Origin of the sequence: Pseudomonas sp. Colony2 (genome assembly GCF_019382755.1) — a bacterium.
GTDB lineage: Bacteria > Pseudomonadota > Gammaproteobacteria > Pseudomonadales > Pseudomonadaceae > Aquipseudomonas.
This window is the reverse complement of record NZ_CP080030.1, coordinates 7,202,358-7,226,716: the sequence shown is the minus strand read 5'-3', so window position 1 is coordinate 7,226,716 and position 24,359 is coordinate 7,202,358. Positions and strand designations below refer to the sequence as shown.

Below are 24,359 nucleotides of genomic sequence, written 5' to 3'. Positions count from 1 at the left end.
GTACTTTCCAACCAAGCACCATCAAACGCGCCCGTACTCACGGCTTCCGTGCTCGCATGGCCACCAAGAACGGCCGTGCTGTCCTGTCGCGTCGCCGCGCCAAAGGTCGTGCGCGTCTGGCAGTTTGATAATCCGGTACTGGTGGTGAGTCAGGACTTCAGTCGGGAAAAGCGTCTGCTAACCCCCCGGCATTTCAAGGCAGTCTTTGACTCCCCCACCGGCAAGGTTCCGGGGAAAAATCTCCTGCTCCTTGCGCGTAACAACGATCTGGATCACCCCCGTCTCGGGTTGGTGATCGGCAAGAAGAGCGTAAAGCTCTCCGTTGAGCGCAATCGCCTCAAGCGTCTGATGCGCGAATCGTTTCGCCTCCACCAGGAGACTCTGGTTGGTTGGGATATTGTTATCGTCGCGCGCAAAGGCTTGGGGGACGTAGAAAACCCCGAATTGATTCAGCATTTCGGCAAGCTCTGGAAACGTTTGGCTCGTACCAACAAGCCAGCACCAGCTGTCAGCACCGAAACTGTAGGGGTAGACAGTACTGATGCGTAAACTGGCCCTCGTTCCGATCCAGTTTTACCGCTATGCCATTAGTCCCCTGATGGCAAACCACTGTCGTTTCTACCCCAGTTGTTCCTGCTACGCGTTGGAAGCCATAGAAAATCATGGCCTTCTGCGCGGTGGCTGGCTGACCTTTCGTCGTTTAGGTCGCTGTCATCCGTGGAATCCCGGTGGTTATGACCCGGTTCCGCCTATCCCTACCTCCCGTTCTTCTTCGATGGCCGAGTAATCATGGATATTAAACGCACGATCCTGATCGTCGCCCTGGCAATCGTGTCCTACTCTATGGTTCTTAAGTGGAACCAGGATTATGGCCAAGCTGCCCTGCCGACTCAGAATGTTGCTACCAATCAGTCGGCGCCGGCTATTCCGGATACGCCACTGGGTAACAATGCTGCCGCCAGTGCCGATGTACCCAGCGCGAATGCCGATACCAGTACCCCGGTAGAAACCCCGGTCGTCACCAATAAAGACCTCATCCATGTAAAAACGGATGTACTGGACCTGGCAATCGACCCACAGGGTGGTGATATCGCCCAGCTGAAGCTGCCGCTGTATCCACGTCGCCAAGACCATCCGGACGTTCCGTTCCAACTGTTCGATAACGGTGGCGAACGTGTATATCTGGCGCAAAGTGGCCTGACCGGTACTGACGGTCCGGATGCTCGTGCTACCGGTCGTCCGGTTTATTCGACCGAACAGAAGACTTATCAACTGGCCGATGGCCAGAACCAGTTGAACGTCGACCTGAAATTCAGTCACGACGGCGTCAACTACATCAAGCGTTTCAGCTTCACCCGCGGTTTGTACGATCTGAAAGTCACTTACCTGATCGACAACGAAAGCGCGAAGCCGTGGACGGGCAACCTGTTTGCCCAGCTCAAGCGTGACAACAGCGCCGATCCTTCTTCCAGCACCGCCACCGGCACCGCGACTTACCTGGGCGCAGCCCTGTGGACAAGTAGCGAGCCGTACAAAAAAGTGTCGATGAAAGATATCGACAAGGGCGCGCTGAAAGAAACCGTTCAAGGTGGCTGGGTTGCCTGGTTGCAACACTACTTCGTGACCGCATGGATCCCGAACAAAGGTGATGCCAACCTGGTTCAAACCCGCAAAGACAGCCAAGGCAACTACATCATTGGCTTTACTGGCCCGACGTTGACCGTCGCGCCGGGTGCCAAGGCTGAAGCCAGCGCCACGTTGTACGCCGGTCCGAAGAGCCAGGCAGTCCTCAAAGAGTTATCCCCAGGTCTGGAACTGACTGTGGATTACGGCATTCTGTGGTTCATTGCCCAGCCGATTTTCTGGCTGCTGCAACATATCCACAGCATTGTGGGTAACTGGGGCTTCTCGATTATCCTGCTGACCATGCTGATCAAGGGGATCTTCTTCCCACTGTCGGCCGCCAGCTACAAGTCGATGGCGCGTATGCGTGCCGTGGCCCCGAAACTGGCTGCGCTGAAAGAACAACATGGCGATGACCGGCAGAAAATGTCCCAGGCCATGATGGAGCTGTACAAGAAAGAGAAGATCAACCCGCTGGGTGGATGCTTGCCGATTCTGGTGCAGATGCCGGTGTTCCTGTCGCTGTACTGGGTGCTCCTGGAAAGCGTGGAAATGCGCCAGGCTCCGTTCATGCTGTGGATAACTGACCTGTCGATCAAAGACCCGTTCTTTATCCTGCCGATCATCATGGGCGCGACCATGTTCATCCAGCAGCGCCTGAACCCGACTCCGCCGGACCCGATGCAGGCCAAGGTAATGAAAATGATGCCAATCATCTTCACCTTCTTCTTCCTGTGGTTCCCGGCTGGTCTGGTGCTGTACTGGGTGGTCAACAACTGCCTGTCGATCTCCCAACAGTGGTACATCACACGTAAAATCGAAGCGGCTACCAAAAAAGCCGAGGCGTAATTTACTCTGTGGATAACACCACTCAAGACGCCCCCTAGTGGGGCGTTTTGCTTTCTGTCACTTTTATCCGGGTACCCGCCATGAGCGCTCCTCGTGAAACCATCGCCGCTGTCGCCACCGCTCAAGGTCGTGGTGGTGTCGGTATCGTTCGTATTTCCGGGCCGCTCGCCGGCGTGGCGGCCCAGGCCATCAGCGGGCGGGAACTGAAGCCGAGGTATGCGCATTACGGGCCGTTTTTAGGCGCTGATGAAGAAGTGCTGGATGAAGGTATCGCCCTTTATTTCCCGGGGCCGAACTCCTTTACCGGCGAAGACGTCCTGGAGCTGCAAGGCCACGGCGGCCCGATCGTTCTGGACATGCTGCTGCAGCGTTGCCTGCAGTTGGGTTGCCGCCTGGCACGTCCGGGTGAATTCAGCGAACGCGCGTTCCTCAACGACAAACTCGACCTGGCCCAGGCCGAGGCGATTGCCGACCTGATCGAAGCCAGCTCTGCACAAGCTGCGCGCAATGCGTTGCGCTCGTTGCAGGGCGCGTTTTCCCTGCGTGTGCATAACCTCACCGAGCAATTGATCAGCTTGCGCATCTACGTGGAGGCCGCGATTGATTTCCCGGAGGAAGAAATCGATTTCCTTGCCGATGGCCATGTCCTGGCTATGCTGGATAAGGTTCGTGACGAGTTATCCACAGTGCTGCGCGAAGCCGGGCAAGGTGCCTTGCTGCGTGACGGTATGACCGTGGTGATTGCCGGCCGTCCCAATGCCGGCAAGTCGAGCCTGCTCAATGCCCTGGCCGGGCGAGAGGCCGCGATCGTCACCGAGATCGCCGGCACCACGCGGGATATCCTGCGCGAACATATCCACATCGATGGCATGCCCCTGCATGTGGTGGACACCGCTGGACTGCGTGACACCGATGACCAGGTGGAAAAGATCGGGGTGGAACGCGCGTTGAAGGCCATCACGGAAGCTGACCGCGTGTTGCTGGTGGTGGATGCCACCGCGCCAGAGGCTGCAGACCCGTTCGCACTGTGGCCGGAATTCCTCGAACAACGGCCGGACCCGGCCAAGGTCACGCTGATTCGCAACAAGGCTGACCTGACGGGCGAGGCAATTGCCCTGGAAGTCAGTGAAGATGGCCACGTGACAATCAGCTTGAGTGCCAAGGCTGCAGGAGAAGGGCTGGAACTGCTGCGCGATCATCTGAAAGCGTGCATGGGCTACGAGCAGACTTCGGAAAGCAGCTTCAGCGCTCGTCGCAGGCACCTGGAGGCACTGCGGCATGCCAGCGCCGCCCTCGAGCATGGCCGTGCGCAACTGACGCTGGCAGGAGCCGGTGAGCTGCTGGCTGAGGATTTACGCCAGGCGCAGCAGCTGTTGGGTGAGATCACCGGCGCATTCAGCTCCGATGATTTGTTGGGGCGGATCTTTTCAAGCTTCTGTATCGGGAAATAGGCGGTTATCCACAGCTGGCTGGTTACCAGTTGTAGGAAACAGTTCCGAGTAGCGTCCGGCTTTCACCCCAGTAGCAGCGGCCCGCATCGTTGCAGCCGGACACATACTCCTTGTCGAACAGGTTCTTCGCATTCACGTCTACCGACCAGTGCTGGTCAATCTGGTAACCAATGGCTGCATCCACCAACGTCACGCTTCCAGCATCCAGCTTCCCGTATAGAGAAGGCGCGGTGTAAGCGAAAGTGCTGTCGAAGTAGCGCACGCCGCCGCCGACGGACAAGCCCTTGAGCTGGCCATCAAGAAAGCGGTATTTGCCCCAGACCGAAGCCTGATTACGCGGAACACCGGTCATCTGGTGACCTTCCACGAGCGACGTTGCCGAATCCTTGGTAACCCGAGCATCGGTGTAGGTGTAGGCCGCAGTCACGTTCAAATTAGGTGTGAGGTTGCTGTTGACCTCCACTTCCACACCCTTGGCCCGGCTTTCGCCGACCTGGCGGTAGGTATTGGTCGTGGCGTCGAGGTACGTGTCGTCCTGCTTGCGCAAGTCATAGACCGACAACGTCATCGCCGTGTCCCAGCCGATCGGCTCGTACTTGAGGCCTACTTCGTATTGACTGCTGGTGATCGGGTCCAGCGGTGTGCCGGCATTGGAGATCTGCTGTACCGGAACGAACGCGGTCGAGTAGCTGACATATGGCGTCAGGCCATTGTCGAACTGGTACATGATCCCGCCCTGATAGGTGAACTTGCGGTCTTCAGAGCTGATGTTGCCGGCCTTGGCCACCTTGTCGCGAAAATCACTGTCGACCCAGTCCTGCCGCCCGCCGAGCAAGAATAACCAGTGGTCATACTTGCTCTGAAGCTGTGCATAAACACCTTTCATCTGCTGTTCGAGCAACGTGTTTTGCACCGCGAGAGGCGTCAATGGGTCCCTCAGGTACACCGGGTTATACACATTGATCGTGCCTGCAAATCCGGCATTCCAATCCTGGCTGAACGAGGTACGGTCATAGCTGGCACCGAACAGCACGGTATTTTCCAGCCCGCCTACCTGGAATTTGCCTTCCAACTGGTTATCCAGCGAGTAGACCATCGATTTGTTGTAGCGGTCGTAGGCATTCATGTTCAGCTGTGTGCCGAACCCCGCATTATTCAGGTTGCCTGGCCAGGTTTCATGGCGGGTGATTCGCGACTGCATGTAGCGCGAGTTCTGCCGAAACTGCCAGTCGTCGTTGAAGCTGTGGCTGAACTCGTAGCCGGTGCTCCAGGTTTCCCGTTCGAAGGTGTTCCAATCCGGGTCACCGAGCATGGTGTGCTTTGAGAGCTTTCCGTTGGAGTTGGTCAGTAACGTGCCTGCTGCAGGTAGGCCAAGTTCAAGATTGGTGTGGTCTTTCTGGTAGTTGGCCAGCAGCGTCAGGGTGTTGTAGTCGTCGAAATTGAGGGTCAGGGACGGTGCGATATACAGGCGGTCATCGGGAACGTGATCGGTCTGGGTGTCGGACTTCCTGCCGAGCATCACCACCCGTCCAAGGATATTGCCGCTGTCGTCCAAGGGACCGGAGATATCCACACCCACCTGGCGCCGGTTATTAGAACCGTAGGTCAGCTGAACTTCGCCTTGTGGTGTAGCTGTCGGGTGTTTACTCACCAGGTTGACCAGGCCACCGGGTGCGTTTTCGCCGTAGAGCAGGGAAGAAGGGCCACGGAATATCTCCACCCGTTCCAGGCCATAAGGTTCGCTGGTGGTGTCATACCGGTTGCCTTGGACTCGCAAGCCATCGCGCAGCAGGCCGTAGCCATAATCCGTAGCGTTGAAACCGCGAATGAAGAACAAGTCACCGGCCAGCCCGTCGCCCGCAGCGAAGGGAGGGGCAAAGATTCCCGGCACATAGCCCAGCACTTCTGTGAGCGTCTGGGATTTTTGATCCTTGATGCGCTGGCCGGTCACCACCGACACCGAGCGCGGGGTTTCCGACAATGGTGTGCTGGTCTTGGTACCGATTCGGCTGTTTTGCGCTTTGTAACCTACGTCCCCGGCAATTTCCTGATTGAACCCAGTCTGTTGATACGTGCTGACAGTAGTGGGGGCCAGCATGAGCTGTTCCCCGCTCGCAGCCGGCTGCAGCGCGTAGCTGCCGGGGCCTTGAACCGCCGCCTGCAATCCCGAGTTTTGCAGCAATAACGCAAACCCTTGCTCCACCGAGTAGTCACCCTCCAGCCCAGGACTTTGCAGGCGCGCCGTCTGCTGCGGCGAGAATGACAGAATCACATTGGCCTTCGACGCGAATTGGCTCAAGGCATTGTCGAGTGGCCCGGAGGCGATCACGTAATGTTGCACTGGGCTGGCAGCAATGGCCCGAGTGCATAGCAAGGTGCTGGCAGTCGCTGCCGTGGCCAGCAGCAAGCCATACGTGATGCCGTGATGGGAGAGACGCTGGCGAAGTTTTGTAGGAAGGCGCATGTGTGAGTAAGCCCTGAAGGTAGCATCGTGATTACCTGTAGGGCCGCGCCAGGTAAAAAAAAGATAACCCCCGTTGAGAGTATTTTTTCAGTATCAAGCGGTAAGCGTGACGGAGACCCAATAGCGCGTGAAATACTTCACGTGGATCGGCAGCGTGACCTGCAGGTTGGCCAATACGGCGTCGGTGGAATCCAGACGGAAAGTGCCGGACACCCGCAGCCGCGCTGATGCGGCATCGCACTGCATAACGCCCGGCCGATAGCGCGCCAGTTCGTCGATGACATCCCCCAGTCGCGCATCCAGAACGATCAGTTGGCCGTCGACCCATGCGGCTTGGTTCCCGCGATAGATATGGCTGGGGCCTACGTCTTGCGTGCCGAAGTCGACACTCTCACCAGGTCCGAGCACTCGGCTATGGGCCGGCTGGTCGACGGGTTGCACGCTGACCCGGTCTTCCAGCACACCAACCCGCGTCGACCCTTGCAGTTGGCGAACAGTGAACCGCGTACCCAAGGCTTGAACACGACCCTCATGGGTTTCGACATAAAACGGTGTTTGCCGGCCCGACTTTCCGGTGTGGATAAGTACTTCCCCCTCACGCAAACGGACCAGTCGCTGCTGCCCATCGAAAAGTACGTCGATAGCCGTGTTCGTATTGAGGTCAATTTGAGTGCCGTCGGCCAACCCGATTCGCCGTCGTTCGCCGACCTTGGTCCGATAGTCAGCCCAGAGGTTGCCCAGGGATGTGTGTTGTTGAACGTTCCACCCCAAGTACCCGGCGGCACCGAGCATCAGCATCAGCTTGAGCACTTGCCGCCGTTGTTGACTGGCCGAGAGCGCACGACGGGTGAAGTCCTTGGGTAGCGCACCGAGGCCACGTTGCAACTGCTCCATCTGGTTCCAGGCCGCCTGATGGGAGGGGTCGCCGTTGAGCCATTGCTGCCAGGCACTTTGTTGCTCGGGTGTCGGTGGCTGCGATTGAAATTGCACGTACCAACTGGCGGCGGCTTCGAACGTCTTGCGATCCGGGGCAGCCATTACATGCCCGCCATGATCAAGGCGCATTCAGTCAGGGCCCGAACCATATGTTTCTTGACGGTGGTCAGCGAGACACGCAACTGATCGGCGATCTGTTGATAAGTCAGGCCTTCGACCTGGGACAGCATGAAAATTCGCCTGGCCCGCTCCCCCAGCCCACACAAGGCTTTATCCACAGCAACGAGGGTTTCAATGATGATGGCCTTGTCTTCTTCACTGATTGCGATCGCTTCGGGCCGGTCTGCCAGGGTTTGCAGATAGGCCTGCTCAATGGCGCGGCGACGATAGCGGTCAATCACCAGTCCCCGGGCAACTGTGGCCAGATAGTCCCTGGGCTCGAGGATCTGCGTCGCATTGCGGCCCCCCAGGATCCGCACGAACGTATCGTGTGCCACGTCAGCTGCATCGCAGGCGTTATGCAACTTTCCCTTGAGCCAGCTGTGCAACCACGAATGGTGCTGCTCATAGATGTGTTGGACTGCAACGGTATGCGAGGGAAGGGCCATGAGAGGTGACGAGGCAGGTTAATGATAATAACTATTATTAACTGCCGTGACGCTTTCTCACAATAGGCGTTCCATCAACCCGTTTCACAAATGCAAATGAACTGTTTCCTGCCTGACCGAGGATTTTCGGAGGCATCTGCCTGCCTGAAACTTATCGGGATCCGTATTTTCTGTGGATTAAGCCCTGTGAATAACCGCCCCTGTGCCCGGTTGATAACCAGGCTTGAAACCTGAGTAAAAACCCCTCTGTGGATAACCACCCGTTTAATCCACAGGCTTAAAGCACTTATCCAAGGGCCTCATTGGCACCTAACCACAGACTTTAGAATCTCTGTACATATCGTAAATAAAGGCCTGTAGAGATCTATCCACAGAAACATGCCTCAGTAGAAATAAACATAAAAACAAAGATTTAATAAATTTCTCTCTTTTAATTTCTATTGTTCGTGATTCATCCACAGCTGGTTAAATTTTGTGCAAAGGGTTCTTTAGGAAGGGCGGAGTCCCTATACTTGCCGACTCGTTCGAAAACCTGATCTCGAACGCTCATTCCTAATTACCTACAGAAGCAGGCACGAGGTGCGTGGTGGATTTCCCTTCCCGTTTTGAAGTGATCGTCATCGGCGGCGGTCATGCCGGTACCGAGGCAGCACTGGCGTCAGCACGCATGGGGGCAAAAACCCTGTTGCTGACGCATAACGTGGAAACCCTCGGCGCCATGAGCTGCAACCCCGCGATTGGCGGGATTGGCAAAAGCCATCTGGTCAAGGAAATCGATGCCCTGGGCGGCGCGATGGCCATGGCTACCGACAAAGGTGGTATTCAATTTCGCGTATTGAACAGTCGCAAAGGTCCGGCCGTACGAGCCACACGTGCTCAAGCCGACCGCATCCTGTACAAGGCCGCTGTCCGCGAAACCCTGGAAAACCAGCCGAACCTGTGGATATTTCAACAGGCAGCCGATGACCTGATCGTCGAACAAGACCAGGTACGCGGTGTTGTCACGCAAATGGGCCTGCGTTTCTTCGCAGAATCCGTGGTGTTGACCACCGGTACCTTCCTCGGCGGACTTATCCACATCGGTATGCAGAACTATTCCGGTGGCCGCGCCGGTGATCCACCGTCAATCGCCTTGGCTCAGCGCCTTCGCGAACTGCCACTGCGTGTTGGTCGCCTGAAAACCGGCACGCCGCCGCGAATTGATGGCCGGTCTGTGGATTTCTCGGTGATGACCGAGCAAGCCGGCGATACACCGATCCCGGTGATGTCGTTCATGGGCTCCAAGGAACAGCATCCAAAGCAGGTCAGTTGCTGGATTACCCATACCAACGCCCGCACCCACGAAATCATTGCTGCGAACCTCGACCGTTCGCCGATGTATTCCGGGGTGATCGAAGGTATTGGCCCGCGCTACTGCCCGTCGATCGAAGACAAGATCCACCGCTTTGCCGACAAGGAAAGCCACCAGGTTTTTATCGAACCGGAAGGTCTGACTACCCACGAGCTGTACCCGAACGGGATTTCAACTTCCTTGCCGTTCGACGTGCAAATCCAGATCGTGCAGTCGATTCGCGGTATGGAAAATGCGCACATCGTGCGTCCTGGCTACGCCATCGAGTACGACTACTTCGACCCGCGTGACCTGAAATACAGCCTGGAAACCAAGGTCATCGGTGGTTTGTTCTTTGCAGGGCAAATCAACGGCACCACCGGTTACGAAGAAGCCGGCGCCCAGGGTTTGCTGGCCGGAACCAACGCGGCACTGCGTGCACAGGGCAAAGACAGCTGGTGCCCGCGTCGCGATGAGGCGTACATCGGTGTGTTGGTCGACGACCTGATCACCCTCGGAACCCAGGAACCGTACCGGATGTTTACGTCCCGGGCCGAATACCGCCTGATCCTGCGGGAAGACAACGCCGACCTGCGCTTGACCGAAAAAGGTCGCGAATTGGGCCTGGTCGACGACGTGCGTTGGGCGGCCTTCTGCAAAAAACGCGAGAGTATCGAGTTGGAAGAGCAACGTCTGAAAAGTACTTGGGTTCGCCCGGGCACCGAGCAAGGCGACGCGATTGCCGAAAAATTCGGCACGCCGCTGACTCACGAATACAACTTGCTGAACCTGCTGTCCCGTCCGGAAATCGACTACGCTGGTCTGATCTCGGTCACCGGCGGTGGCGCAGAAGATCCACAGGTTGCCGAGCAGGTCGAAATCAAGACCAAATACGCCGGTTACATAGACCGTCAGCAGGATGAGATCGCTCGTCTGCGGGCCAGCGAAGACACCAAGCTGCCTGTGGATATCGATTACACAAACATTTCCGGGCTGTCGAAAGAGATCCAAGGCAAGCTGGGGATAACTCGACCTGAGACCCTGGGCCAGGCGTCCCGTATCCCGGGCGTCACGCCGGCAGCCATCTCGCTGTTGATGATTCATTTGAAAAAACGCGGCGCGGGCCGTCAGTTGGAGCAAAGCGCTTGAGTTCGTTGGTCACCTCGCAACACGCCGAAGAGTTATCCACAGGTGCTCGCCAGCTCGGCGTCAACCTGACCGAAGCCCAGCACGAGTTGCTGCTGGGTTATCTGGCCCTGTTGATCAAATGGAACAAGGCTTACAACCTCACTGCGGTGCGTGACCCGGACGAAATGGTCTCCCGCCATCTGCTCGACAGTCTCAGTGTGATGCCGTTTATCGAAAACGGCCGCTGGCTCGACGTTGGCAGCGGCGGCGGCATGCCCGGCATCCCGCTGGCGATCCTGTTTCCGGAGTCGCAAGTGACCTGCCTGGACAGCAACGGCAAGAAAACCCGCTTCCTGACCCAGGTCAAACTCGAACTCAAGCTGGATAACCTGCAAGTTATCCACAGTCGCGTCGAAGCCTTTACGCCTGAACAGCCTTTCAACGGAATTGTTTCCCGGGCGTTCAGCAGCATGGAGAACTTCAGCAACTGGACCCGCCACCTCGGCGACCGCGATACCCGTTGGCTGGCAATGAAGGGCGTTCATCCAAGCGACGAGCTGTTAGCATTGCCGGCAGACTTCCACCTCGATAGCGAACACGCCTTGGCCGTACCCGGTTGCCAAGGCCAACGCCATCTGCTGATACTGCGCCGCACGGCATGATTGGGAACACAAGCAAGAATGGCTAAGGTATTCGCGATAGCGAACCAGAAAGGTGGCGTGGGCAAAACCACCACCTGCATCAACCTCGCAGCATCCCTGGTCGCTACCAAGCGTCGGGTGCTGTTGATCGATCTCGATCCACAGGGCAACGCCACCATGGGTAGCGGTGTGGATAAACACGGCCTGGAAAACTCGGTCTACGACTTGCTGATTGGCGAGTGCGACCTGGCCCAGGCCATGCACTTCTCCGAGCACGGCGGTTATCAACTGCTGCCGGCCAACCGCGATTTGACCGCGGCGGAAGTGGTGCTGCTGGAAATGCAGATGAAAGAAAGCCGTCTGCGCAGCGCTCTGGCGCCGATTCGCGAGAATTACGACTACATTTTGATCGACTGCCCGCCGTCGCTGTCGATGATGACGTTGAACGCACTGGTTGCGGCCGACGGGGTGATTATCCCCATGCAGTGCGAGTATTTCGCGCTCGAAGGCTTGAGCGACCTTGTGGATAACATCAAGCGTATCGCCGAGTTGCTCAACCCGAACCTGCAAATCGAAGGCCTGCTGCGGACCATGTATGACCCGCGCCTGAGCCTGATGAACGATGTGTCGGCACAGCTCAAGGAACACTTCGGCGATCAGCTCTACGACACCGTGATTCCACGCAACATCCGCCTGGCCGAAGCGCCAAGCTATGGCATGCCCGCGCTGGCGTACGACAAGTCTTCCCGCGGCGCCATTGCCTATCTGGCGCTGGCCGGCGAGATGGTTCGCCGTCAACGCCGCAATTCACGCACCGCTGCAGCCCAGCCAACTTAAGGAATCCCCATGGCCGTCAAGAAACGAGGTCTCGGACGTGGACTGGATGCACTGCTGAGTGGTCCGACTGTCACGACCCTTGAAGAACAGGCAGTGCAGGCCGACGAGCGCGAGCTGCAGCACCTGCCGCTGGACCTGATCCAGCGCGGCAAATACCAGCCGCGCCGGGACATGGACCCGCAGGCGCTGGAGGAATTGGCGAATTCGATCAAGGCCCAGGGCGTGATGCAGCCGATCGTGGTGCGCCCGATTGGTGCAGGCCGCTTTGAAATCATCGCCGGCGAGCGCCGCTGGCGCGCCAGCCAGCAGGCCGGCAAGGAAACCATTCCGGCAATGGTGCGCGATGTGCCGGATGAAACCGCCATCGCCATGGCGTTGATCGAGAACATCCAGCGTGAAGACCTCAATCCGATCGAGGAAGCGATCGCCCTGCAGCGTTTGCAGCAGGAATTCAAACTGACTCAGCAGGAAGTCGCGGATGCGGTGGGCAAGTCCCGGGTTACCGTGTCCAACCTGTTGCGCCTGATCGCGCTGCCAGAAGTCATCAAAACCATGCTTTCCCATGGCGACCTGGAAATGGGTCATGCCCGTGCTTTGCTCGGTTTGCCGGAAAATCAACAGGTTGAGGGGGCGCGACACGTTGTCGCACGAGGCCTCACCGTTCGTCAGACCGAGGCCCTGGTTCGCCAGTGGCTCAGTGGCAAACCTGCACCGGTCGAAACCGCCAAACCTGATCCGGATATTGCACGCCTGGAGCAGCGCCTGGCCGAACGCCTAGGCTCTGCGGTGCAAATTCGTCATGGCAAGAAAGGCAAAGGGCAATTGGTCATCGGATATAACTCATTGGATGAGCTTCAGGGCGTCCTTGCCCACATCCGCTGAAACAATTGCTTCTGTAGCGCGCAGTCGGAAATCACTACCCGGCAGTTGAATAGGGGCAGAACCGCCCCTATACTCTGCGCGCATTTTGTCGGCACAAATTATGCCAAGTTATTGATTTCCGGCAGCCGACCATTGAGGAGCAAGAGTGATGGAAACCCGCACGCCAAACACGTTGCCGTTCCATCGCTTGGCCGTTTTCCCGGTTTTAGTGGCTCAATTTGTCATTTTACTGATCGCCTCTTTGGCGCTCTGGTATTGGTATGGAGTCGTAGCCGGATACTCGGGACTCTGCGGAGGCCTGATAGCCTTGCTGCCCAATATGTATTTTGCTCACAGGGCCTTTCGGTTTTCCGGCGCCCGAGCAGCCCAGGCTATCGTCCGGTCTTTTTATGCCGGCGAGGCGGGGAAATTGATTTTGACGGCAGTGCTGTTTGCACTGACCTTTGCAGGTGTGAAGCCATTGGCGCCGCTGGCTGTATTCGGCGTCTTCGTGTTGACCCAACTGGTCAGCTGGTTCGCTCCCCTGCTAATGAAAACAAGACTTTCGAAACCTTAGGGCGTTTGAGGCAACCATGGCAGAAACAACCGCTTCGGGCTATATCCAGCACCACTTGCAGAACCTGACCTTCGGTCAGCTTCCCAACGGCGGCTGGGGCTTTGCCCACTCCGCAGCAGAAGCCAAAGAAATGGGCTTCTGGGCATTCCACCTGGATACTCTGGGCTGGTCTGTCGCATTGGGTCTGATCTTCGTCCTGATTTTCCGCATGGCGGCAAAGAAGGCGACTTCCGGTCAGCCAGGTGCTTTGCAGAACTTCGTTGAAGTATTGGTCGAATTCGTCGATGGCAGCGTGCGGGACAGCTTCCATGGTCGTAGCGCGGTGATTGCACCGTTGGCACTGACCATCTTCGTCTGGGTGTTCCTGATGAACGCCGTCGACCTGATCCCGGTCGACTGGATTCCTCAGCTGGCCATCCTGATCTCCGGCGATCACCACATTCCATTCCGTGCGGTTTCGACCACGGACCCTAACGCCACCCTGGGCATGGCCCTGTCGGTGTTCGCGTTGATCATTTTCTACAGCATCAAGATCAAGGGCATCGGCGGCTTCATCGGCGAACTGACCCTGCACCCGTTCGGCAGCAAGAACATCTTCGTTCAAGCGCTGCTGATCCCGGTGAACTTCCTGCTGGAGTTCGTGACCCTGGTCGCCAAGCCGATTTCCCTGGCCCTGCGACTGTTCGGCAACATGTATGCCGGCGAGCTGGTGTTCATTCTGATCGCTGTGATGTTCGGCAGTGGTCTGCTCTGGCTTAGCGGCCTGGGCATTGTTCTGCAGTGGGCGTGGGCTGTGTTCCACATCCTGATCATCACCCTGCAGGCGTTTATCTTCATGATGCTGACCATCGTCTACCTGTCGATGGCGCACGAAGAGAACCATTAAGACCAGTCTCGACTAGTCTGATGTCCCTCCCGGTCAAACGGGAGGGTAGCCCTGAAGGGCTATGAAACGATTTGTTTTACCGCTTTAAAATCTAAAAAACCTAAACCATACGACGTAAAAGTCGGGAGGAAAGATGGAAACTGTAGTTGGTCTAACCGCTATCGCTGTTGCACTGTTGATCGGCCTGGGCGCCCTGGGTACTGCCATTGGTTTCGGCCTGCTGGGCGGCAAGTTCCTGGAAGGCGCAGCGCGTCAGCCAGAAATGGTTCCAATGCTGCAAGTTAAAATGTTCATCGTCGCCGGCCTGCTCGACGCCGTGACCATGATCGGTGTTGGTATCGCTCTGTTCTTCACCTTCGCGAACCCCTTCGTTGGTCAACTCGCCGGTTAATCACTCGTTTTTTCGAGTGATTGGTGTGTTGTGCAACGAACGAGCGAGGTATTGGCGTGAACATTAATGCAACCATTATTGGTCAGTCCTTAGCGTTCTTGATTTTTGTAGTTTTCTGCATGAAGTTCGTATGGCCTCCGGTCATCGCGGCTTTGCACGAACGTCAGAAGAAGATCGCAGACGGACTGGACGCTGCCGCACGAGCAGCTCGCGACCTGGAGTTGGCCCAAGATAAAGCGGGTCAACAACTGCGCGAAGCGAAAGCTCAGGCAGCTGAAATCATTGAGCAAGCCAAGAAACGCGGTAACCAGATCGTTGAAGAGGCTGTTGAAAAAGCCCGTATCGACGCTGACCGTGTGAAGGTTCAGGCTCAAGCCGAGATCGAGCAGGAACTGAACGGTGTCAAAGATGCGCTGCGTGCCCAACTGGGTGCTCTGGCCGTCGGCGGTGCTGAGAAGATCCTGGGTGCCACAATCGATCAAAACGCGCACGCGGAGCTGGTAAACAAACTGGCTGCTGAAATTTAAGCGAGGGCGATCATGGCAGAATTGACCACGTTGGCCCGACCTTACGCTAAGGCAGCCTTCGAGCACGCCCAGGCCCACCAGCAGCTGGCCTCTTGGTCAGCCATGCTCGGCCTGGCTGCAGCAGTGTCGCAAGACGACACCATGCAGCGCGTGCTCAAGGCCCCGCGACTGACGAGCGCAGACAAGGCCGCCACGTTTATTGACGTGTGCGGCGACAAGTTTGATGTAAAAGTGCAGAACTTCATCCACGTCGTTGCCGAAAACGACCGTCTCCCGCTTCTGCCGGAGATCGCCGCTCTGTTTGACCTGTACAAGGCCGAACAAGAGAAATCGGTAGATGTTGAAGTGACCAGTGCTTTTGCATTGAACCAAGAACAGCAAGACAAACTCGCCAAGGTTCTCAGTGCACGACTCGACCGGGAAGTGCGCCTGCAAGTTGCGGAGGATGCCACCCTGATTGGTGGTGTCATCATTCGCGCCGGCGACCTGGTTATCGATGGCTCGATTCGCGGCAAACTCGCGAATCTTGCCGAAGCATTGAAATCTTGAGTTTGAAGGGGCAGCAGAGCAATGCAGCAACTCAATCCTTCCGAAATAAGTGAAATTATCAAGGGCCGCATCGACAAGCTCGATGTGACCTCCCAAGCCCGTAACGAAGGCACTGTCGTCAGCGTATCTGACGGCATCGTGCGGATTCACGGTCTGGCCGACGTAATGTATGGCGAGATGATCGAGTTTCCGGGCGGCGTCTACGGTATGGCCCTCAACCTGGAGCAAGACTCTGTAGGTGCCGTTGTATTGGGCTCCTACCAGACTCTGGCCGAAGGCATGAGCGCCAAGTGCACAGGCCGCATCCTGGAAGTTCCGGTTGGTAAGGAACTGCTGGGTCGCGTTGTCGACGCACTGGGTAACCCAGTTGACGGCAAAGGTCCGCTGAACAACACCGAGACCGATGCGGTCGAGAAAGTTGCTCCAGGCGTGATCTGGCGTAAGTCGGTAGACCAGCCTGTACAGACTGGCTACAAGGCTGTCGATGCCATGATTCCTGTCGGCCGTGGCCAGCGTGAGCTGATCATCGGTGACCGTCAGATCGGTAAAACCGCTCTGGCGATCGACGCGATCATCAACCAGAAAGACAGCGGGATTTTCTGCGTCTACGTAGCCATCGGTCAGAAACAATCGACCATCGCCAACGTGGTTCGCAAGCTGGAAGAAAACGGCGCCCTGGCTAACACCATCGTCGTGGCCGCCAGTGCTTCCGAATCCGCTGCACTTCAGTTCCTGGCACCGTACTCCGGTTGCACCATGGGCGAATACTTCCGCGACCGCGGTGAAGACGCGCTGATCGTTTATGACGATCTGTCCAAGCAAGCAGTGGCTTACCGCCAGATTTCCCTGCTGCTGCGCCGTCCACCAGGCCGTGAAGCTTACCCAGGCGACGTGTTCTATCTCCACTCCCGTCTGCTGGAGCGCGCATCCCGCGTTTCGGAAGAATACGTAGAGAAGTTCACCAACGGCGCAGTGACCGGCAAAACCGGTTCCCTGACCGCACTGCCGATCATCGAAACCCAGGCTGGCGACGTTTCCGCGTTCGTTCCGACCAACGTGATTTCCATCACCGACGGTCAGATCTTCCTGGAATCGGCCATGTTCAACTCCGGGATCCGTCCTGCAGTGAACGCCGGTGTTTCGGTATCCCGTGTGGGTGGTGCCGCTCAGACCAAGATCATCAAGAAGCTCTCCGGTGGTATCCGTACCGCTCTGGCTCAGTACCGTGAACTGGCGGCATTCGCTCAGTTCGCTTCTGACCTGGACGAAGCGACCCGTAAGCAACTTGAGCATGGTCAGCGCGTTACCGAGCTGATGAAGCAGAAGCAATACGCACCAATGTCGATCGCTGACATGGCGCTGTCGCTGTATGCCGCTGAGCGTGGGTTCCTGACCGACGTTGAAATCACCAAGGTCGGCAGCTTCGAACAAGCGCTGATTGCTTACTTCAACCGCGATCACGCCGAATTGATGGCGAAGATCAACGTGAAGGGTGACTTCAATGACGACATCGACGCTGGCATCAAAGCCGGTATCGAGAAGTTCAAGGCCACCCAAACCTGGTAAGCCGCAGCGGGGGCCGCGAGGCTCCCGCTTGCTAACCTGATAGGTGTTACATGGCAGGCGCAAAAGAGATTCGCAGTAAGATTGCGAGCATCAAAAGCACGCAAAAGATCACCAGCGCCATGGAAAAAGTGGCGGTCAGCAAAATGCGCAAGGCACAAATGCGCATGGCTGCTAGCCGTCCCTACGCGGAGCGTATCCGCCAGGTTATTGGTCATCTGGCCAACGCCAACCCGGAATATCGCCACCCGTTCATGATCGATCGCGAAGTAAAGCGCGTCGGTTATGTCGTGGTGAGCAGTGACCGTGGTTTGTGCGGTGGTTTGAATACCAACCTGTTCAAGGCCCTGGTCAAGGACATGGCGGTAAACCGCGAAAAAGGCGTCGAGATCGATCTGTGTGTGGTCGGTAGCAAGGGTGCGGCCTTTTTCCGCAACTTCGGCGGTAACGTCGTTGCAGCTATCAGCCACCTGGGTGAAGAACCGTCGATCAATGATTTGATCGGCAGCGTCAAGGTGATGCTGGATGCATACCTGGAAGGCCGGATTGACCGCCTCTCCGTGGTATCCAACAAGTTCATCAACACCATGACGCAACAGCCTACCGTGGAGCAGTTGATTCCATTGGTGGCCGCCCCGGAACAAGAACTCAAGCACCACTGGGACTACCTCTACGAACCAGACGCCAAAGAGCTGCTTGACGGCTTGATGGTGCGCTACGTGGAGTCGCAGGTGTACCAGGCGGTGGTCGAGAACAACGCGGCTGAACAAGCTGCGCGGATGATCGCGATGAAGAACGCTACCGACAACGCCGGTGATTTGATCAGCGATTTGCAGCTGATCTACAACAAGGCGCGTCAGGCTGCGATCACCCAAGAGATCTCGGAAATCGTCGGCGGCGCTGCCGCGGTTTAACGGTTCAAATATTCAGAGGATCCAGCTATGAGTAGCGGACGTATCGTTCAAATCATCGGCGCCGTTATCGACGTGGAATTCCCACGCGACAGCGTACCGAGCATCTACAACGCTTTGAAAGTCAAAAGCGATGCAGGCACCACCCTGGAAGTTCAGCAGCAGCTGGGCGACGGCGTGGTTCGTACCATTGCAATGGGTTCCACCGAAGGCTTGAAGCGCGGTCTGGAAGTCACTGACTCTGGCGCAGCCATCTCCGTACCGGTCGGTAAAGCGACCCTGGGCCGGATCATGGACGTCCTCGGTAACCCGATCGACGAAGCCGGTCCAATCGACACCGAAGAGCGCTGGGGCATTCACCGTCCTGCGCCTTCCTTCGCGGAACAAGCGGGCGGCAACGACCTGCTGGAAACCGGCATCAAGGTTATCGACCTGGTTTGCCCGTTCGCCAAGGGCGGTAAAGTCGGTCTGTTCGGTGGTGCCGGTGTAGGCAAAACCGTAAACATGATGGAACTGATCCGTAACATCGCCATCGAGCACAGCGGTTATTCCGTGTTCGCCGGTGTGGGTGAGCGTACTCGTGAGGGTAACGACTTCTACCACGAGATGAAGGATTCCAACGTTCTGGACAAAGTGGCACTGGTTTACGGTCAGATGAACGAGCCGCCGGGCAACCGTCTGCGCGTAGCACTGACCGGCCTGACCATGGCCGAGAAGTTCCGTGACGAAGGTAACGACGTTCTGCTGTTCGTCGACAACATCTATCGTTACACCCTGGCCGGTACTGAAGTATCCGCACTGCTGGGCCGTATGCCTTCCGCAGTAGGTTACCAGCCGACCCTGGCCGAAGAGATGGGTACTCTGCAAGAGCGTATCACTTCGACCAAAAACGGTTCGATCACCTCGATCCAAGCGGTATACGTACCTGCGGATGACTTGACTGACCCGTCGCCAGCGACCACGTTCGCCCACTTGGACGCCACCGTCGTACTGTCCCGTGACATCGCCTCCCTGGGTATCTACCCAGCGGTCGATCCACTGGACTCGACTTCGCGCCAGCTGGACCCGAACGTCATCGGCCAGGAACACTACGACACCGCTCGCGGCGTCCAGTACGTTCTGCAGCGTTACAAAGAACTGAAGGACATCATTGCGATCCTGGGTATGGACGAGCTGTCGGAAACCGACAAGCAGTTGGTATCCCGCGCTCGTAAGATCCAGCGCTTCTTGTCGCAGCCGTTCTTCGTGGCTGAAGTCTTCACCGGTGCCTCGGGTAAATACGTTTCCCTGAAAGACACCATTGCTGGCTTCAAAGGCATCCTCAACGGTGACTACGACCACCTGCCAGAACAAGCGTTCTACATGGTCGGCGGCATCGAAGAAGCGATCGAGAAAGCCAAGAAACTGTAATTCCGGCGCCCGGTAACGGGCGCTAATCAGGTTGAGGCAAGCAGATGGCTATGACATTCCATTGCGATATCGTCAGCGCGGAAGGGGAAATCTTCTCCGGTCAGATCGAGAGTGTGATTGCACACGGCGAACTGGGCGACCTGGGTATTAACTTTGGCCACGCGCCATTGATTACATCCTTGAAGCCTGGTCCGATCACTCTGACCAAGCTGGGCGGGGAACGGGAGGTGTTTTACATCTCCGGTGGTTTCCTCGAGGTTCAGCCGAACATGGTCAAGGTACTTGCCGACACCGTGCAACGTGCTGCCGACCTGGATGAAGCCTCCGCTCAGGAAGCCGTCAAGGCTGCCGAGAAGGCCCTGAACGAAAAAGGCGCAGATTTCGACTACGGTTCTGCTGCTGCACGTCTGGCCGAGGCCGCAGCTCAGCTGCGCACCGTCCAGCAGATCCGCAAGAAGTTTGGCGGCTAAGCCGTCAAGCCTCATGCGTGATTGATTAAAAAGGGTAGCCTCGGCTACCCTTTTTCTTTTTTTGCAAAACACTTCTTTGGTCTGAAGTCTGACCGCCCAGGATTGGTAGCCATTCATGTCTCTCGAAATCGTAATTCTTGCCGCAGGCCAGGGCACCCGCATGCGTTCGGCCCTGCCCAAGGTGCTGCACCCGGTTGCCGGCAACTCCATGCTTGGCCATGTTATCCACAGCGCCCGGCAGCTGGATCCACAGCGTATTCATGTGGTGATCGGCCACGGTGCCGATGTGGTGCGTGAGCGGCTGGCGGCGGATGACCTGAATTTCGTATTGCAGGACAAGCAATTGGGTACCGGCCATGCCACCGCGCAGGCCGTGCCGTTCATCAAGGCCGACACCGTGCTGATCCTCTACGGTGACGTGCCGCTGATCGAAGTGGAAACCTTGCAGCGCCTGCTCAAGCACGTGGTGCCAGGCCAGATGGGCTTGCTCACTGTCGAGTTGGACGACCCGACCGGCTACGGTCGCATCGTGCGCAACGCTGACGGCAAGGTCGCCGCCATCGTCGAGCATAAAGACGCCAGCGAAGCCCAGCGCGCCATCACTGAAGGCAACACCGGCATCCTCGCTGTGCCGGCTGACCGCCTGGCTGACTGGATGAGCCGCTTGTCCAACAACAACGCCCAGGGCGAGTACTACCTGACCGACGTCATCGAGATGGCCGTCAGCGATGGCCTGGTGGTCGCCACCGAACAGCCCCACGACCCGATGGAAGTGCAGGGCGCCAACGACCGCAAGCAACTGGCGGAACTGGAGCGTCACTACCAACTGCGTGAAGGCCGCCGCCTGATGGCGCTGGGCGTGACGCTGCGTGATCCGGCACGTTTCGATGTGCGGGGTGACGTCACCGTTGGCCGCGACGTGCTGATCGATATCAACGTGATCCTCGAAGGCCGCGTGGTCATTGAAGACGACGTGGTGATCGGGCCGAACTGCGTGATCAAGGACAGCACCCTGCGCAAGGGTGTGGTGATCAAGGCCAACAGCCATATCGACGGTGCGGTGATGGGCGAGGGCAGCGATGCCGGCCCGTTCGCGCGTTTGCGTCCGGGCAGCGTGTTGGGAGCCAGGGCCCACGTGGGTAACTTTGTCGAACTGAAAAACGCCCGGATGGGTGACGACGCCAAGGCCGGCCATCTGGCTTACCTCGGCGATGCAGTGATCGGTGCCCGCAGCAATATCGGCGCAGGCGCCATCACCTGCAATTACGACGGCGCCAACAAGTACCAGACGACCATTGGCGAAGACGTGTTTATCGGCTCCAACAACTCGCTGATCGCCCCCGTCACTATCGGTGATGGTTCAAACACCGCCGCAGGTTCCACCATCAACCAGGATGTGGATAAGTCCCAGTTGGCCGTCGCCCGCGCCCGCCAGCGCAACATCGACGGCTGGAAACGCCCGGTCAAAATCAAGAAGACCTGAGTTATCCACAACCCTGAAACACTGCGGTACTTATGTGGGAGCGGGCTTGCTCGCGAAGGCGGTCTTTCGGTTGATACATGCGCCGACTGACACACCGCCTTCGCGAGCAAGCCCGCTCCCACATTTTTATCTGTGTTGATTCAAAAAACTCAGTCGCATGCTTGACCATTTTGAATGAATAGGTTTTGATTGCCTTCGTTATCTTTCGAAACGAAACTTATCATCACCATGTCGAAACGAAATACACCCCAACGTCGCCACAACATCCTTGCCATGCTCACCGAGCAAGGTGAAGTCAGCGTGGACGAATTGGCCAAGCGTTTCGAAACCTCGGAAGTCACCATCCGCAAGGACCTGGCGGCCCTCGAAAGTAACGGCCTGTTGCTGCGTCGCTACGGTGGCGCCATCACCATGCCTCAGGAACTGGTCGGTGATCCGGCACAGCCCATTTCGGCCTACAAGCGCGCCATCGCCCGTGCGGCCGTCCGGCGTTTGCGGGAACACGCGCGCATCATCATCGACAGCGGCAGCACCACCGCCGCCATGATCCCCGAACTGGGGCACCAGCCCGGCCTGGTGGTGATGACCAACTCCCTGCACGTGGCCAGCGCCTTGAGCGACCTGGAACACGAGCCGGTATTGTTGATGACCGGCGGCACCTGGGACCCGCATTCGGACTCGTTCCAGGGCCAGGTCGCCGAACAGGTACTGCGTTCCTACGATTTCGACCAGCTCTTTATTGGTGCCGATGGCATCGACCTGGAGCGCGGCACCACCACCTTCAACGAATTACTGGGGCTGAGCCGCGTCATGGCCGAAGTCGCCCGCGAAGTGGTGGTGATGGTCGAGTCCGACAAGATTGGCCGCAAGATCCCCAACCTGGAACTGCCCTGGAGCAGCGTCCATACCCTTATTACCGATGATCGCCTGCCACTTGAGGCCCGCGACCAGATTCAAGCCCGCGGCATCACGCTGATTTGCGCGGCAGTCATCTAGGAGAGAAACCATGTGTGGAATTGTTGGCGCAGTCGCTGAACGAAACGTCACTGCCATTTTGCTCGAAGGCCTCAAACGCCTGGAATACCGTGGCTACGACAGCGCCGGTGTGGCGCTCTTTACCAACGCCGGCAAGCTTGAGCGCATGCGTCGCCCGGGCAAGGTCAGCGAACTCGAACAAGCGTTGGCCGGTGAGCCGCTGGTAGGCCGCCTGGGTATCGCCCACACCCGTTGGGCCACCCACGGCGCGCCGTGCGAACGCAATGCTCACCCGCACTTCTCCGGTGACCTGGCGGTTGTGCACAACGGCATCATCGAAAACCACGAAGTGCTGCGTGAACAACTCAAGGGCCAGGGTTATGTCTTCACCTCGGACACCGACACCGAAGTCATCGCCCACCTGCTGAACCACAAGCTCAAGGACATCGGCGACCTGACCAACGCCCTCAAGGCCACCGTCAAGGAACTGCATGGCGCCTATGGCCTGGCCGTGATCAGCGCCAGCCAGCCTGACCGCCTGGTCGCCGCCCGCAGTGGCAGCCCATTGGTGATCGGCCTGGGCCTGGGCGAGAACTTCCTCGCCTCCGACCAACTGGCCCTGCGCCAGGTGACTGACCGCTTCATGTACCTGGAAGAAGGCGACATCGCCGAAATCCGCCGTGAAAGCGTGCAGATCTGGGACGTTGACGGCCAGTCCGTGGAACGTGAGGCCGTGCAGTATCGTGACGGCGCCGAAGCCGCCGACAAGGGCGAGTTCCGCCACTTCATGCTCAAGGAAATCCACGAGCAACCGGCCGTGGTGCAACGCACCCTGGAAGGTCGCCTGAGCCAGAACCAGGTATTGGTGCAAGCCTTCGGCCCGCAAGCTGCCGAGCTGTTCGCCAAAGTGCGCAACGTGCAAATCGTCGCCTGCGGCACCAGCTACCACGCCGGTATGGTCGCCCGTTACTGGCTGGAAGAACTGGCCGGCATCCCGTGCCAGGTCGAAGTCGCCAGCGAATTCCGCTACCGCAAGGTGGTGGTGCAGCCCGACACTCTGTTCGTGACCATCTCCCAGTCCGGTGAAACCGCCGACACCCTGGCCGCCCTGCGCAACGCCAAGGAACTGGGCTTCCTCGGCAGCCTGGCGATCTGCAACGTCGGCATCAGCTCCCTGGTGCGCGAGTCCGACCTGACCCTGCTGACCCAGGCCGGTCGTGAAATCGGCGTGGCATCCACCAAGGCCTTCACCACCCAGTTGGTCGGCCTGTTGCTGCTGACCCTGTCCCTGGGCCAGGTTCGCGGCACGCTGGGCGAAGGCGTCGAGGCGCACCTGGTCGAAGAACTGCGCCGCCTGCCGGCCCGCCTGGGTGAAGCCCTGGCCATGGACAGCACTGTGGAGAAAGTCGCTGAGCTGTTCGCCGACAAACACCACACCCTGTTCCTCGGCCGTGGTGCGCAATACCCGGTGGCAATGGAAGGTTCGCTCAAACTCAAGGAAATCTCCTATATCCACGCCGAAGCCTACCCGGCCGGTGAGCTCAAGCACGGTCCGCTGGCCCTGGTGGATGACGACATGCCAGTCGTTACCGTCGCGCCGAACAACGAACTGCTGGAGAAGCTCAAGTCCAACCTGCAGGAAGTGCGCGCCCGTGGCGGCCAACTGATCGTGTTCGCGGACGAGAAGGCCGGCATGACCAATGGCGAAGGCACCCACGTCATCAACATGCCGCACATCCACGACACCCTGTCGCCGATCCTCTACACCATCCCGCTGCAGCTGCTGTCGTATTACGTCGCTGTGCTGAAGGGCACCGACGTTGACCAGCCGCGTAACCTGGCGAAGTCGGTGACGGTGGAATAAGCCGCACCCGAACCACCAAAACCCC

At 57.9% G+C, this 24,359-nt stretch carries 24 protein-coding genes; 21 read left to right on the top strand and 3 right to left on the bottom strand.

The features are described 5' to 3' along the window. From rpmH to mnmE, 5 genes are all read left to right on the top strand, one after another. Positions 1 to 128 (top strand): 50S ribosomal protein L34 (gene rpmH, locus JV201_RS29475; RefSeq protein ID WP_219407235.1); only part of this gene is annotated, 128 nt, incomplete at its 5' end. A gap of 16 nt (positions 129 to 144) precedes the next feature. Beyond that, the gene (gene rnpA, locus JV201_RS29470; protein WP_010168490.1) at positions 145 to 549 is read left to right on the top strand and encodes a ribonuclease P protein component; all 405 of its coding nucleotides are present in this window, start codon (positions 145 to 147) and stop codon (positions 547 to 549) included. Next, a complete protein-coding gene (gene yidD / locus JV201_RS29465; protein WP_003213574.1) occupies positions 542 to 787 on the top strand; it encodes a membrane protein insertion efficiency factor YidD in 246 nt (81 codons plus the stop codon). Before rnpA ends, yidD begins: the two co-directional genes overlap by 8 nt. Positions 788 to 789: 2 nt before the next feature. Beyond that, the gene (yidC, locus tag JV201_RS29460; RefSeq protein WP_003213572.1) at positions 790 to 2,472 is read left to right on the top strand and encodes a membrane protein insertase YidC; all 1,683 of its coding nucleotides are present in this window, start codon (positions 790 to 792) and stop codon (positions 2,470 to 2,472) included. 80 nt (positions 2,473 to 2,552) lie between these two features. Then, entirely contained in the window at positions 2,553 to 3,923 is a 1,371-nt protein-coding gene (gene mnmE, locus JV201_RS29455; RefSeq protein WP_008439550.1) for a tRNA uridine-5-carboxymethylaminomethyl(34) synthesis GTPase MnmE, read from the top strand. Between the two features lie 22 nt (positions 3,924 to 3,945). Here the strand turns inward: mnmE and JV201_RS29450 are convergent, their stop codons facing one another. The 3 genes from JV201_RS29450 to JV201_RS29440 form a co-directional block, all read right to left on the bottom strand. Next, positions 3,946 to 6,387 (bottom strand): TonB-dependent siderophore receptor, encoded by a 2,442-nt coding sequence (locus JV201_RS29450; protein WP_219406338.1) that lies wholly within the window; start codon positions 6,385 to 6,387, stop codon positions 3,946 to 3,948. Between the two features lie 93 nt (positions 6,388 to 6,480). Beyond that, positions 6,481 to 7,425, bottom strand: a complete 945-nt coding sequence (locus JV201_RS29445; RefSeq protein ID WP_219406337.1) for a FecR domain-containing protein — start codon at positions 7,423 to 7,425, stop codon at positions 6,481 to 6,483. Next, entirely contained in the window at positions 7,425 to 7,931 is a 507-nt protein-coding gene (locus tag JV201_RS29440) for a sigma-70 family RNA polymerase sigma factor (RefSeq protein ID WP_008439546.1), read from the bottom strand. The genes JV201_RS29445 and JV201_RS29440 overlap by 1 nt, the downstream gene beginning before the upstream one ends. A 586-nt stretch (positions 7,932 to 8,517) precedes the next feature. On the opposite strand from JV201_RS29440, the gene mnmG reads away from it, so the two are divergent. The 16 genes from mnmG to glmS all read left to right on the top strand — a co-directional run bounded on the left by mnmG (position 8,518) and on the right by glmS (position 24,334). After that, the gene (mnmG, locus tag JV201_RS29435) at positions 8,518 to 10,410 is read left to right on the top strand and encodes a tRNA uridine-5-carboxymethylaminomethyl(34) synthesis enzyme MnmG (RefSeq protein WP_003213563.1); all 1,893 of its coding nucleotides are present in this window, start codon (positions 8,518 to 8,520) and stop codon (positions 10,408 to 10,410) included. Then, the gene (gene rsmG / locus JV201_RS29430) at positions 10,407 to 11,051 is read left to right on the top strand and encodes a 16S rRNA (guanine(527)-N(7))-methyltransferase RsmG (protein ID WP_003213561.1); all 645 of its coding nucleotides are present in this window, start codon (positions 10,407 to 10,409) and stop codon (positions 11,049 to 11,051) included. Before mnmG ends, rsmG begins: the two co-directional genes overlap by 4 nt. An 18-nt stretch (positions 11,052 to 11,069) precedes the next feature. After that, positions 11,070 to 11,867, top strand: coding sequence for a ParA family protein (locus JV201_RS29425; RefSeq protein ID WP_219406336.1), 798 nt, complete (start codon positions 11,070 to 11,072; stop codon positions 11,865 to 11,867). Between the two features lie 9 nt (positions 11,868 to 11,876). Continuing rightward, the gene (locus JV201_RS29420) at positions 11,877 to 12,749 is read left to right on the top strand and encodes a ParB/RepB/Spo0J family partition protein (protein ID WP_003213558.1); all 873 of its coding nucleotides are present in this window, start codon (positions 11,877 to 11,879) and stop codon (positions 12,747 to 12,749) included. Positions 12,750 to 12,897: 148 nt separating this feature from the next. Then, a complete protein-coding gene (locus tag JV201_RS29415) occupies positions 12,898 to 13,305 on the top strand; it encodes a F0F1 ATP synthase subunit I (RefSeq protein WP_003213556.1) in 408 nt (135 codons plus the stop codon). A 16-nt stretch (positions 13,306 to 13,321) separates the two neighbouring features. Further along, entirely contained in the window at positions 13,322 to 14,191 is an 870-nt protein-coding gene (gene atpB / locus JV201_RS29410) for a F0F1 ATP synthase subunit A (protein ID WP_003213554.1), read from the top strand. A 133-nt stretch (positions 14,192 to 14,324) separates the two neighbouring features. Continuing rightward, positions 14,325 to 14,582, top strand: coding sequence for a F0F1 ATP synthase subunit C (atpE, locus tag JV201_RS29405; protein WP_002555987.1), 258 nt, complete (start codon positions 14,325 to 14,327; stop codon positions 14,580 to 14,582). A 56-nt stretch (positions 14,583 to 14,638) separates the two neighbouring features. After that, positions 14,639 to 15,109 carry a F0F1 ATP synthase subunit B gene (locus JV201_RS29400; RefSeq protein WP_008439543.1) on the top strand — a complete coding sequence of 157 codons (471 nt, stop codon included), beginning with the start codon at positions 14,639 to 14,641 and terminating at the stop codon, positions 15,107 to 15,109. Between the two features lie 12 nt (positions 15,110 to 15,121). Beyond that, complete coding sequence (locus JV201_RS29395; protein WP_003213551.1) at positions 15,122 to 15,658, top strand: F0F1 ATP synthase subunit delta; 537 nt, start codon at positions 15,122 to 15,124, stop codon at positions 15,656 to 15,658. A 21-nt stretch (positions 15,659 to 15,679) separates the two neighbouring features. Continuing rightward, complete coding sequence (gene atpA / locus JV201_RS29390; RefSeq protein WP_003213549.1) at positions 15,680 to 17,224, top strand: F0F1 ATP synthase subunit alpha; 1,545 nt, start codon at positions 15,680 to 15,682, stop codon at positions 17,222 to 17,224. 50 nt (positions 17,225 to 17,274) lie between these two features. After that, on the top strand, positions 17,275 to 18,135 hold the full coding sequence (gene atpG / locus JV201_RS29385; protein WP_003213547.1) for a F0F1 ATP synthase subunit gamma: 861 nt from the start codon (positions 17,275 to 17,277) through the stop codon (positions 18,133 to 18,135). Positions 18,136 to 18,162: 27 nt separating this feature from the next. After that, complete coding sequence (gene atpD / locus JV201_RS29380) at positions 18,163 to 19,542, top strand: F0F1 ATP synthase subunit beta (protein ID WP_003213545.1); 1,380 nt, start codon at positions 18,163 to 18,165, stop codon at positions 19,540 to 19,542. Positions 19,543 to 19,586: 44 nt separating this feature from the next. After that, complete coding sequence (locus JV201_RS29375) at positions 19,587 to 20,012, top strand: F0F1 ATP synthase subunit epsilon (RefSeq protein ID WP_008439541.1); 426 nt, start codon at positions 19,587 to 19,589, stop codon at positions 20,010 to 20,012. Between the two features lie 115 nt (positions 20,013 to 20,127). After that, on the top strand, positions 20,128 to 21,495 hold the full coding sequence (glmU, locus tag JV201_RS29370; protein ID WP_102370203.1) for a bifunctional UDP-N-acetylglucosamine diphosphorylase/glucosamine-1-phosphate N-acetyltransferase GlmU: 1,368 nt from the start codon (positions 20,128 to 20,130) through the stop codon (positions 21,493 to 21,495). A gap of 228 nt (positions 21,496 to 21,723) precedes the next feature. After that, complete coding sequence (locus JV201_RS29365; RefSeq protein WP_003213539.1) at positions 21,724 to 22,491, top strand: DeoR/GlpR family DNA-binding transcription regulator; 768 nt, start codon at positions 21,724 to 21,726, stop codon at positions 22,489 to 22,491. Positions 22,492 to 22,501: 10 nt separating this feature from the next. Next, a complete protein-coding gene (gene glmS, locus JV201_RS29360; RefSeq protein WP_003213537.1) occupies positions 22,502 to 24,334 on the top strand; it encodes a glutamine--fructose-6-phosphate transaminase (isomerizing) in 1,833 nt (610 codons plus the stop codon). The last annotated feature ends 25 nt before the right edge of the window (positions 24,335 to 24,359 follow it).